The 11319-nt window shown below is 35.6% G+C and carries 12 protein-coding genes; 7 read left to right on the top strand and 5 right to left on the bottom strand.

Annotation, left to right across the window (positions count from 1 at the left end; all coding sequences use genetic code 11):
• Positions 1-12 precede the first annotated feature (12 nt).
• Together acs and HZR84_11035 are read right to left on the bottom strand one after the other, a co-directional pair.
• Entirely contained in the window at positions 13-1908 is a 1896-nt protein-coding gene (gene acs, locus HZR84_11040) for an acetate--CoA ligase (GenBank protein ID QNL22452.1), read from the bottom strand.
• 97 nt (positions 1909-2005) lie between these two features.
• Complete coding sequence (locus HZR84_11035; GenBank protein QNL22451.1) at positions 2006-2902, bottom strand: fructosamine kinase family protein; 897 nt, start codon at positions 2900-2902, stop codon at positions 2006-2008.
• 94 nt (positions 2903-2996) lie between these two features.
• Between HZR84_11035 and ccoG the strand changes: the two genes are divergently transcribed.
• The 3 genes from ccoG to HZR84_11020 are packed head-to-tail and all read left to right on the top strand — an operon-like array spanning position 2997 to position 5575.
• Complete coding sequence (ccoG, locus tag HZR84_11030; protein ID QNL22450.1) at positions 2997-4433, top strand: cytochrome c oxidase accessory protein CcoG; 1437 nt, start codon at positions 2997-2999, stop codon at positions 4431-4433.
• A complete protein-coding gene (locus HZR84_11025) occupies positions 4430-4864 on the top strand; it encodes a FixH family protein (protein ID QNL22449.1) in 435 nt (144 codons plus the stop codon). Before ccoG ends, HZR84_11025 begins: the two co-directional genes overlap by 4 nt.
• Positions 4865-5575: a sulfite exporter TauE/SafE family protein gene (locus tag HZR84_11020; protein QNL22448.1), complete on the top strand. Its 711-nt coding sequence runs from the start codon at positions 4865-4867 to the stop codon at positions 5573-5575.
• Positions 5576-5588: 13 nt separating this feature from the next.
• Here HZR84_11020 and HZR84_11015 read toward each other — a convergent pair whose 3' ends face one another.
• Positions 5589-6413: a universal stress protein gene (locus HZR84_11015; GenBank protein QNL22447.1), complete on the bottom strand. Its 825-nt coding sequence runs from the start codon at positions 6411-6413 to the stop codon at positions 5589-5591.
• Between the two features lie 164 nt (positions 6414-6577).
• Between HZR84_11015 and HZR84_11010 the strand changes: the two genes are divergently transcribed.
• Positions 6578-7435, top strand: coding sequence for a universal stress protein (locus HZR84_11010; GenBank protein QNL22446.1), 858 nt, complete (start codon positions 6578-6580; stop codon positions 7433-7435).
• Here HZR84_11010 and HZR84_11005 read toward each other — a convergent pair.
• On the bottom strand, positions 7432-7794 hold the full coding sequence (locus tag HZR84_11005) for a hypothetical protein (protein QNL22445.1): 363 nt from the start codon (positions 7792-7794) through the stop codon (positions 7432-7434). The genes HZR84_11010 and HZR84_11005 overlap by 4 nt on opposite strands.
• Before the next feature lie 133 nt (positions 7795-7927).
• On the opposite strand from HZR84_11005, the gene ssb reads away from it, so the two are divergent.
• Together ssb and HZR84_10995 are read left to right on the top strand one after the other, a co-directional pair.
• Entirely contained in the window at positions 7928-8269 is a 342-nt protein-coding gene (ssb, locus tag HZR84_11000) for a single-stranded DNA-binding protein (GenBank protein ID QNL22444.1), read from the top strand.
• Between the two features lie 128 nt (positions 8270-8397).
• Positions 8398-9114 carry a sel1 repeat family protein gene (locus HZR84_10995; protein ID QNL22443.1) on the top strand — a complete coding sequence of 239 codons (717 nt, stop codon included), beginning with the start codon at positions 8398-8400 and terminating at the stop codon, positions 9112-9114.
• Between the two features lie 36 nt (positions 9115-9150).
• On the opposite strand, the gene HZR84_10990 is transcribed toward HZR84_10995, so the two are convergent.
• Complete coding sequence (locus HZR84_10990) at positions 9151-9798, bottom strand: PorT family protein (GenBank protein ID QNL22442.1); 648 nt, start codon at positions 9796-9798, stop codon at positions 9151-9153.
• A gap of 119 nt (positions 9799-9917) precedes the next feature.
• Here HZR84_10990 and HZR84_10985 point away from each other — a divergent pair, with 119 nt between their 5' ends.
• Complete coding sequence (locus HZR84_10985; GenBank protein QNL22441.1) at positions 9918-10808, top strand: hypothetical protein; 891 nt, start codon at positions 9918-9920, stop codon at positions 10806-10808.
• Positions 10809-11319 lie beyond the last annotated feature (511 nt).

The following is an 11319-nucleotide window of genomic DNA, read 5'->3' as shown; positions in this document are numbered from 1 at the left end:
TCATAAAAAAGATTAAAGTGCTCCTTTTTTAATAATTTCAACAACTTCCGGATTCAATAGTGTAGATATGTCACCGAGATCGGAGGATTCCTTTTCAGCGATCTTTCTAAGGATTCTACGCATTATTTTGCCCGATCTGGTTTTTGGTAAGTCAGGAACTATTTGGATTTTTTCGGGCTTGGCAATGGGTCCGATTGTTCTTGAAACCAGCTCGAGTATTTCATGTCGCAATTGATTTTCATCCTTGGGATTTTCATAGGTAGCTACAAAGGCATAAACCGCATTCCCCTTGATATCATGTGGAAAACCAACAACAGCTGTTTCTGCAACATTTTCGTGTTCATCAATGGCATTTTCAATTTCAGCTGTACCCAAATTATGGCCTGAAACAATTATTACATCATCTACCCTTCCGGTAATCCTGTAATATCCATCTTCATCTCTTCTTGAGCCATCACCCGTAAAATACTTATTGTCAAAAACTGAAAAATAAGTTTGCTTAAATCGCTCATGATCGCCATAAATGGTTCTTGCAATGGACGGCCAGGGAAACTTAATGCAAAGTCGTCCCTGAACTCCATTTCCCTCTATTTCCAAGCCATTTTCATCAACAATACTGGGTTGTATACCCGGAAGGGGTAGCGTTGCATAGGATGGCTTTGTAGGCGTTATTCCGGCAACCGGAGATATCATAAACCCGCCAGTTTCAGTTTGCCACCAGGTATCCACAATAGGGCATTTGTTATTGCCTATGTGATCGTGATACCAGTGCCAAGCTTCTTCGTTTATCGGTTCTCCCACAGTACCTAATACTCTTAAAGAAGACAGGTCGTGCTTTTTCACAAAAGATATGTCTGCTTTCTCCAAGGCCCTAATCGCCGTTGGTGCTGTATAAAATATATTGATTTTATGTTTTTCCACGACTTCCCAGAAACGACCCATATCGGGCCAGGATGGTACTCCTTCAAACATAACCGTAGTGGCTCCGGCAGAAAGTGGGCCATAAACAATATAAGAGTGGCCAGTAATCCAACCGATGTCTGCAGTACACCAATAGATCTCTTCAGGTTTATATTGAAAAGCATTAAGAAAAGTATATGTCGTATAGACCATATAACCGGCACATGTATGAACCATTCCTTTTGGTTTTCCTGTTGAACCAGAAGTATAAAGGATGAATAGCATGTCTTCCGCATCCATTTCCTCTGCTTTGCACTCAGTGCTTTGACCTTTTATAGCATCGTTCCACCAAATATCACGTCCGGACTTCATTTGAATATTGTCGCCTGTTCTTTTATAGACCAAACATTTTTCAACGGATGAACATTTTGCCAGCGCTTCGTCAACAATATTTTTGAGATTTAGAGTTTTAGCCCCTCGGTATGAGCCATCTGCAGTTAAAACCAGTTTACAGCTGGCATCATTGATTCTATCAGCAAGTGAATTCGAAGAAAAACCGGCAAAAACGACAGAATGAATCGCTCCTATTCTTGCACAGGCAAGAACTGCTATCGCCAATTCGGGGATCATTGGCATATAAATACATACCCTGTCACCCTTACCTACACCGAGATTTTTGAGTGTATTAGCAAAAATATTTACCTTTTGATAGAGTTCATTATAGTTGATTTTGACCGCTTTGTCTTTAGGGTCATTGGGCTCCCAAATAATCGCAGTTTTATCGCCCTTGTCAACCAAATGTCGGTCAATACAGTTTTCAGTTATATTTAGTTTTGCTCCTTCAAACCATTTGACTTCGGGTTTTGTAAAGTCCCAGCTCAATACATTATCCCATCTTTTACGCCATGCAAAGGAATTGGCTACCTGAGACCAAAATGTTTCCGGGTTTTCAACACTTTCACGATAACTTCTCAGATAATCTTCAAGACTGTAAATTCTATGTTTCATTTTGAGCTATTTTAAAAGGGCGCAATTCATGAGAAAGATCAATCTCATAATTTTTACAATTTAATTCAAATCTTATTTGAAATATTGAATTCCGGTTTTAACGAAAACGAGCTAATATGGATTTAACAGTAGTAGCGTATGAATACCCAAATAAATTTACATGTACCAGAAGTGGGTATAGATTCCAGATATCTTTTCTTTCCGAATAGCCTTCTTCCAATGCCCAGTGTTCATTATAGCTGCCATAGAATACAGTGTCATAACCGCCAAATAATTCAGTAAATGCGATTTCTATTTCTCTAAATCCATAATAGACCGCAGGATCTATTAAACAAGGGTTTCCTTCGGAATCAACCATAAGATTACCACTCCACAAATCCCCGTGAATAAGAGAAGGGCGGATGTTTTCAGGGCAGATTTGATTTAGATGCTTAAACATGTTGTCTAATTGAATGCGATCTGATTTACTAAAAAAACCTGAATCATAGGCCATTTTAAATGTAAATTCAATCCTGTTTTTTCTAAAAAACTCAAGCCAATCTGATGATTCAGCATTGACTTGATTTAATGAGCCTATGTAATTATTATAATCAAGACCGTATTGTTCATTGGAATTCTGATGTAGTTCAGCTAAACCATGCCCAAGATTTTCCCAAAAATTAAAGCTGGGGTGTGCCGGTATTATATTTTCAAGAATTAAAAAAATATGATCTTTATCTTCTCCTGCTAAAATTGGTTTGGGCACTTTCAAATTGTGTTTGGCTGAAATCAATAAGTTTAAACCCATAAGTTCTCTTTTAAACATATTAGGGAACAATTTCTTTGTATTCCATTTAATGAAATAGTCACCTTTACTTGTTTTTAAGATACCTGTTTTATTTATACAGCCTCCGGAGCTGAATTTAAAATCTTTAAGCTTGATATCAGATTTGAAAAAAGACTCTAAATAACTTTTAATTGAGTTTTGTAAATCACCGGGAATTGCCTTTATCATAATGGTTTTAATCCATCATTTCCTAAACTGATGAATGTCATAATTAACTATTTACCGCCCTTTTAGATTTGTAAAGGTTTTAAAAAAAAATTGCATGGGCGAACCGAAATCTGCCTATTTCGAAGAAGAACTTTACGATAAGTTTAGAAATACGCCTTCTACAGTAAATGATGATAATAAAAGAAGATGGATTTTTCCTAAAATGCCTTCGGGAAAATGGCATCGCTACAGGTTAATCCTAGGCTATACCATTTTGTTAACATTCGTGGCTCTTCCATTTATCCAATACAATGGAAAACCATTTTTCCTTGTCAATATATTTGATCGCAAATTCATTTTTTTTGGACAGGTTTACTGGCCACAGGATATTTTTATCATTGTCATAGGCGTCTTAACACTAATGGTTTCCATAATACTCTTTACCGTGGTATACGGAAGGGTATTTTGTGGCTGGACCTGCCCGCAGACCTTGTTTATGGAATTGGTATTTCGCAAAATAGAATACTTTTTCGAAGGAGATTACAGACAGCAAATGAAATTGAACAGCATGCCCTGGAATGCTGAAAAAATCAGAAAAAAAGGATTAAAACATTTGTTTTTCATCTTCTTGTCAATATTTTTTGGACATGTAGTAATGGCCTATTTAGTGGGCATGCCACGAGTATTAGAATTGATAAGTTCCAACCCTTTAGACAATTTGGCCGGTTTTTCCGGTTTGGTAATATTTACCGGTATTTTCTATTTGGTTTTTAGTCAGGTACGGGAAATTGTTTGTACTGTTATTTGTCCTTATGGTCGACTACAAGGCGTATTGTTGAATAAAGAATCCATGGTCGTAGCTTATGATTATAATCGCGGAGAACCTAGAGGAAAAATTAAAAAAGGAGAAGATAACACTCAGATAGGTGATTGTATAGATTGTAAATTATGTGTTCATGTTTGTCCTACGGGTATAGATATTCGAAATGGAACACAGATGGAATGTATTAATTGCACTGCCTGCATTGATGAATGTAATTCTGTGATGGATAAAATAAAAAGACCGAGGGGACTCATAAGATTTGATTCCATTCTGGGTATTGAAAACAAAATTCCATTCAAATTCACTGCTAGAGTAGCCGCATACTCATTGGTTTTACTTGTACTCCTGGGAGCTTTTGGTTTTTTCACCACCACAAGAACGGATGTTGAAACTACTGTAATGAGGGTACCGGGACAACTTTATCAAAAAACCGATGATGGTAAAATCAGTAATCTCTTTAACCTTCAGATTGTCAACAAAACCTTTATTGAAAAATCTGTTAGAATTGAGCTTGGAGAAGGCTTTGAGGGTGAAATCAAAATAATCGGAGGGGATGAAATCATTGTTCCTGCTCAAGGTTCGGTTGAAAGTGTATTTTTTATTGAAACAGAAGAGAAAAACATTACTGAAATGAAAAATAAGGTCAATATTCTGGTTTTAGAAGGAGATGTAGTCTTAACAAGAGATAAAACGAACTTTTTGGGACCTGTAAGAATTATATCGCAATGAGAATGAACTGGGGAAACAAGCTGCTGATCTCATTAATCGTATTTGCCGGAATAATGGCTACTATGGTAACAATTGCCATGAGGGAAAACATTGATCTGGTGGATGAAAACTATTATCAGAAGGAAATCGAATATCAGGATCGTATAGATCAAATGACCAATAATTTTGAGGCTGGTGCCCTTGAAATAAGATTGGATAGGGAATTATCAAGTATTGTTCTAAAATTTAATGATAAAATTGAACATGGTCTTGTTCATCTTTTTAGACCTTCAAATGCCGGTGAAGACCAAAAAATCCAATTGTTAACGGATGAAAATGGCCTTCAATTGATCTCTTATAAGGGTTTAAAATCAGGCTTATGGCGCATAAAAATAGAATGGAGCGCCGAATCTGATGAATATTACTCAGAACAGGTATTAAATATTCCGTAAATGTTAATTGCCGCATTAACCATGGGCTTTTTAGGTAGTGCACATTGCATTGGAATGTGTGGACCACTTGCACTTGCAATGCCTTATGGCCGTTTTGGTGGATTTAGAACCTGGCTAGCCAGAATAGTATATCAAAGCGGGCGTCTCAGTACTTATTTCTTTTTAGGTCTAATATTAGGATTTATTGGGTTTTCATTCAATTTGGCTGGAATTCAACAGTATTTTAGCATTGGCTTAGGTGTTATGCTGATTATGGTGCTTTTCATTCCAATGCTATTCAGGAATAGCCTGTTTATGAAGCGCTATTATCTTTTTGAAAACTGGGTAAAGAAAAACATTGGCAATTATATCAATCAAAATAAAATTTCGGGTTTTTATATAACCGGTATACTTAATGGTCTATTACCATGCGGATTGGTATGGTTGGCATTGATTTCTGCCATTGCCCTGGGAAATGGCATTGAATCAGCCTTATTTATGCTGTTTTTTGGTTTGGGAACATTACCTGCACTAGTTGCCACAATGATATCATATCAGGCGATTCAAAAAAGATTTACGTTTTCGTACAAAAAAGTATCCAGTGCAATCACGCTTGTTATTGCATTGCTCCTTATTGTGCGAGGATTGAATATGGGAAATTATTTTAGCCCTTATTTAGATTTTGATACCGCCAAAGAAAAAATCATAACTATTTGCGGATTTGACGATTAATAATCAAACTTTATTATTCGTGAAAAGCAAGCATTGGCAATTTAGTATGATAAGCCATTTTTCTTGTATGACTGGAACCAAATATTTTCTTTAAAACATTTTTCTTCCTTGGCATAATAGCCAGAAGTTCAACTTTATTACTTTCAACAAAGTCATTAATTCCCGCTTCAAAATCACGGAATCTTGATGTGTTATGGGTATGAGGAATCGAAGCAAACAAAGATTCAAAATACATGGCTTCTTCAAAATGACCGGCCTTGGATTTTTCTTTTACATTGACCAGATGAATTCGAGCTTTAAACTTTTTAGCAATGAATTTTAAACTATCAATTTCCTTAGGCTCGTTGACTTCCTCATAATCACAGGCAAAAGCAATATCGTTAATCTTCTCAAAAACCGCATTTTCAGGTACACAAATAACAGGGGCTTTTGCTTCTTCAATGACGTTTGCAGCCACACTGCCAATAATTATTTCTGACAAACCGGATGAACCTTTTGTGCCCATGACAATTAGGTCATATTTATCTTTTTTTAATTCTTCATTAATGGCATCTATTCCAAATGAAGCCACTTTTTTAAAAGCACAAAACTTCGAGATATACTTACTGAATTGTACTTTAAGAACATCGAATTCTTCTTCTACATTTAATTCAATATTTCGAATAGTTTCACCGCTAATGGCATTTCCTGCTTCGGGAAAGGCATACGGTACGTGATAAGCATGAAGTACACATATCATACCTCCGGTGTACTCGCTTAGTTTTAATGCGTAATCCAAAGCATTAACTGAACATTCAGAAAAATCAACGGGGACTAAAATTTTACTTATATTTTTCATTTGCTCGAAATTTTGCCTTTTTAATGTATTAGATTAATCCTGAAATAAGAATGATCTGTATCATTTCATTGATTGCCATGAATCATCAGAAAAAATCTTAATAAATTACAATTTCTGTTTTGAAATGGCGTGTTGCTATTTTATTTTAATAAAAATATAAAATCATGATTAAGAGAATTTTAGTACCAACGGATTTTTCCAAGCATTCACACAATGCTTTCAAGTTTGCAGAAGAACTTGCAAGTCAAAGTAATGCTGAAGTACATATTTATCATGTTATTGAAGCACCTTCAGCTTCTTATTCTGAAGGAAGTTTTAATGCTGAAGGCCAAATAGAAACTTCCGGTTCGCATGAAGAAATTGTTTTTACAAAATCCTTAGTAAGTAAGGTGAAACAAAAAATTCACAAGCTGGCTTCAGAAGCAAGGCATGATCATGTAAAATTTCACTCGCATGTCGAAATGGGTGATGTTTTTAAGAGCATTGTAGGCACAGCCGAAGATCACGATATGGACATTATGGTCATCGGCACTCAAGGGGCTCAGGGATTGGGTGAAGTACTTGTAGGTAGTACGGCAGAGAAATTGGTCAGACATTCACCAATTCCGGTAATTGCCGTTAAAGATGATGTTGACCTTTCCTTACGAAATATCGTTTTTGCCAGTGAATTCAATGAAGATTTATCAAAGGTAATGCCTATAGTTAAGCAAATTCAACAGCTTTTTGGGTCAAAATTACACTTGGTAAGAATTAATACTCCTAATGATTTTCATTCTACAAGAACCATGAAACATATGATGGAGGAATTCGTCAAAAAATACGAAATAGATAACTACACGATTAACACATACTCCGACATCGTTGAAGAAGATGGAATTGTTTATTTTGCTGAAGATATCGATGCAGACATGGTAATTATACCTACACATGCACGAAAAGGACTCATGCATTTATTGAGTGGAAGTATAGCCGAAGACGTTGTCAATCACGCAAAAAGGCCTGTAATGACAATTAAAATCTAAAAAACTTCATTCCTAACAATGAAATAGAATTCCTCATTTAATTGAACATAGCCTCTTTCATAACAAAAATAATAGGTTTGTCCATTCTTGTTTGTGAAAGTGCTCGTGTGAAAAGAAAAGTTAAAGCCAAGCTGGATTAAGAGTTCTCTTTGTATTCTTTTCTTTTCATTCTTACTTAAGTTTTCAAGTATTCTTCGGTTTCGTCTTAAGATATTGTTGACGTTTCGAACCTGATTACTTACATCCCGGTTCAATTGATTATTATAAGTTGTACGGCATTGATCAGAGCAAAACTTTTGATCTGATCTTCCTCTTAGCTGTTCACCACATTCACGGCATTTTCTTTTGTCAGTTTCCATAATTAAACGATTACAATCGTAAATGAAACGAAAGTAAACGGTTATTATCCGACTCAATTCGTGAAGACCCCTCAGCTTTGTGTGGTCAGTTGAGTTGTATCAGCTGCATGAACAAATTATAAATATTATTATTATGAACAATTTAAAAAACCGCGTACAACTTATCGGGAATCTGGGAAAAGATCCTGAAGTAAAACATCTTGACAATGGTAAGGTTGTTGCTAAATTTTCTTTGGCGACCTCTGAATCATATAAAAATAAACAAGGTGAGAAAGTTACTGATGTTCAATGGCACAATATAGTGGCATGGGGCAAGCAAGCCGAAATCGTTGAGAAGTACTTTGAAAAAGGTAAGGAAATTGCGCTTGACGGAAAGTTATTGCATCGCTCTTATGAAGATAAGGACGGCCAAATGCGATATTTTACTGAAGTTCAGGTTAACGAATTTCTAATGCTCAACAAGAAAGCGAGCTAAGTAACCTATTTTTGGTTTTTTAAAGAGGAGTGTAGACTAGTTCTATGCTCCTTTTTTTTGTTTAAAATAGATTAATCTCGTTTTGGCAAAATAATTGTTCTTGTTATGTCACAATAAATCGCAATAAGATGATAAGCCCTATTAAACTCAGTATATTCTTTCTGTTAATAATTGTTTCATACTCGCTTTTTTCTCAACACCGGCTTGTTGGAAAGCGATATGAGATAACACAAAACAGCGCGAAACAAGGCGATAAAGGTGCTCAATTATTATTGGGATTGCACTATTTGTCCATTTCAAAAACGGGCGATTACAAAGCAAAAGGCAGGTATTGGCTTCAGAAGAGTGCAGATCAGGGATTGAAAGAAGGTCAGTATGAATTTGCCAAAGAAATTTATCGAGATAAAAACAGAGAAACAGATAAACTAGCGTTAAAATATTTTGAAAAGAGTGCAAGTCAGGGGCATTATCCTGCTGCATTGGAAGCAGCTCAAATGTATTATTTTGGCTTTGGCACGCTGAGGTATCCAAACAAAGCTCTGGATTTATTCAGAATTTGTGCAGAAAAAGGAGATGCGAAGGCACAGTATTTTCTTGCCAGGATTTATTACGAAGGAGAGGGCACTGAAAAAAATAAAAACATTGCATTTAAATGGTGTTCAAAAAGTTCTGATCAGGATTATGCCCCAGCGCAATTATTATTAGCAAAAATGTATCTCAATGCCGATGGTACCATTTTTGATGGGAAGAAAGCTGCAATTCTGACTAAATCAGCATTTGAAAAAGGTGAAGAAGAAGCTCAAATTTTGTGGGATAGTAAAGAGCTTTGGAGATATTTGAACTAAAAAGCCCTCCTAAGAGGGCTCATTGAAGTTATTAAATTAAATCGGTTCTACGATTCTATATTTCACTCCAAATTGTATCCAGGATTGGGCCACATCTGTTTTTGTTTCTATAGTTGTATTTGTATTTGGATCCGTAGACGATTGAGTTTGAGAATTCCAACTTAGATTGTATCTAACATATAGTCCTAATTTCTTGGGTAAATTAAGATCTAAACCCACTGCCAAACCTATTTCAGGCGAATTATCAGGTTCATAGTCAGTTTTACTGTTATCATCAGAAAACTCACCATTTGTCAAGAAACTAAATTGAGGACCAACTTCAATTGCCAATGGCTTAATAAAATTAAATGTAGCCATTAATGGAATATCAATATAGCTGGCTCTAAACTCAGTAGTAATTTCTGGTGATTGAAAAGGTCCGGAAGTTATAGCAGGTGTTATTATATCTCCTCCTCTCGCCGAATAAAGTACTTCAATTTTTCCACCAAATTTCACCGGTGATTTTAATTTAGCAAAGGCACCTGCATGATAACCAAAAATACCTGAATACTCGATTCCGTCATCAGGACTTAATGCAGCAGCGGCTGCCTGTCCACCTGCTTTCAACCCTGCTGAAAAGAACTGGGCATTTGAATACGTTATAAATAAAACACTTACTGTGATTGATAGTAATATCTTTTTCATAATTTTTTTGTTTCTACTAATTAACAAAAAAAAAGCATTCTAAGACCTGATTAGTGGAAAATACAGTTCTCTTTTTGGATTCTTTATTTTTCATAAATTCGTAGTTAAAAGAAATAAGAATGATCCGTACCGGTGTATCGCTTATTTTTCTATTTTTCCTGGAGAATTCAATTATCGCTCAACCTTTTATTGACATTTTTTCGATAAGACAGCATGAGTCACCCAGTATGCCTTATTTGGAAAATGATAGTACTTCACTTAGCATCAGTCAAACCAGAATTAGTACTTTTTTGCCTTTTGTTCTAAAAAATGAGGATGCAATTATTGTAGGTACATTTTATGAACGCATAAGATTAAGAACAAGCAAAACCCGATTAAATACATTTGATCTGCATTCAGCAATTCTACAAATTGGCTATGGTAAAAAATGGAATGATAGATGGAATTTTCTTTTGTTGTTTTTACCAAAAATATCGAGTGACTGGAGAGGAATAAGCTCCGAAGATCTGCAAATGGGAGCAATTGTTATTGCGACAAAAAAATTAAATGAAAAATTCAGATATAAATTCGGACTCTATTACAATCGAGAAAATTTTGGGAACTTGTTTGTTCCTGTTTTGGGCTTGGACTGGAGAATTAATAAAAAATTAAATTTTTTCGGACTTCTCCCCCGCGGGCTAAATCTTGAATACAAAGCATTAAATACAATCCATTTTGGTCTTGCCCACGAAACCATCACCACCACTTACAGATTAAATGGCGATTTCAATAATAATTACATTCGGGACGGTGACCGGTTTTGGGCTTATTATATGTTTAAATTTTATTTTAATTATTACCCTGTAAAGAATATTGTACTGTCAGCTGAATTTGGCCACACAGCCTTTAGATCATATCAGGAATATTGGAAAGGAACTAAAGATAAAGTAAATGAAGGTCCCTTTCAGCAATCCAAAAACGCACCCTTTATTAATCTTCTTTTAGCTTACAGAATCCGTTTTGACAATTAAAAATTTAATTAGTGAGATTTAAAATCAAAAGCGAGGATCGAGATTGACTACTTCGATTTCTTTTGGTACAGTCCTGCAAATTCACCCGCCGTGGCGGGTAGAAATCCTTCCATTCTTGGGCATGGACGTATGTTCGTTTACAAATACAAAAGATAAAGTCGAGATTGACTGCGTCGATCTCTTTTAGTTCAGTCCTGCAAATAAAAATCCTTCCATGCTTGAGCATGGATGTATGTTCGCTTACAAATACAAAAGATAAAGTCGAGATTGACTGCGTCGATCTCTTTTAGTTCAGTCCTGCAAATAAAAATCCTTCCATGCTTGAGCATGGATGTATGTTCGCTTACAAATACAAAAGATAAAGTCGAGATTGACTGCGTCGATCTCTTTTAGTTCAGTCCTGCAAATAAAAATCCTTCCATGCTTGAGCATGGATGTATGTTCGCTTACAAATACAAAAGATAAAGTCGAGATTGACTGCGTCGATCTCTTTTAGTTCAGTCCTGCAAAT

Origin of the sequence: Hyphobacterium sp. CCMP332, assembly GCA_014323545.1 — a bacterium.
Classification (GTDB): Bacteria; Bacteroidota; Bacteroidia; order Cytophagales; family CCMP332; genus CCMP332.
This window is presented reverse-complemented; position numbering and strand designations above follow the sequence as displayed.

Coding starts and splice junctions, on each gene's coding strand:
- HZR84_11020 (QNL22448.1), top strand. CDS start 4,865: ATGTTAATTGCCGCATTAACCATGGGCTTTTTAGGTAGTGCACATTGC.
- HZR84_11035 (QNL22451.1), bottom strand. CDS start 2,902: ATGATAAAGGCAATTCCCGGTGATTTACAAAACTCAATTAAAAGTTAT.
- ccoG (QNL22450.1), top strand. CDS start 2,997: ATGGGCGAACCGAAATCTGCCTATTTCGAAGAAGAACTTTACGATAAG.
- HZR84_11010 (QNL22446.1), top strand. CDS start 6,578: ATGATTAAGAGAATTTTAGTACCAACGGATTTTTCCAAGCATTCACAC.
- ssb (QNL22444.1), top strand. CDS start 7,928: ATGAACAATTTAAAAAACCGCGTACAACTTATCGGGAATCTGGGAAAA.
- HZR84_10990 (QNL22442.1), bottom strand. CDS start 9,798: ATGAAAAAGATATTACTATCAATCACAGTAAGTGTTTTATTTATAACG.
- HZR84_11015 (QNL22447.1), bottom strand. CDS start 6,413: ATGAAAAATATAAGTAAAATTTTAGTCCCCGTTGATTTTTCTGAATGT.
- HZR84_10995 (QNL22443.1), top strand. CDS start 8,398: ATGATAAGCCCTATTAAACTCAGTATATTCTTTCTGTTAATAATTGTT.
- HZR84_11005 (QNL22445.1), bottom strand. CDS start 7,794: ATGGAAACTGACAAAAGAAAATGCCGTGAATGTGGTGAACAGCTAAGA.
- HZR84_10985 (QNL22441.1), top strand. CDS start 9,918: ATGATCCGTACCGGTGTATCGCTTATTTTTCTATTTTTCCTGGAGAAT.
- acs (QNL22452.1), bottom strand. CDS start 1,908: ATGAAACATAGAATTTACAGTCTTGAAGATTATCTGAGAAGTTATCGT.
- HZR84_11025 (QNL22449.1), top strand. CDS start 4,430: ATGAGAATGAACTGGGGAAACAAGCTGCTGATCTCATTAATCGTATTT.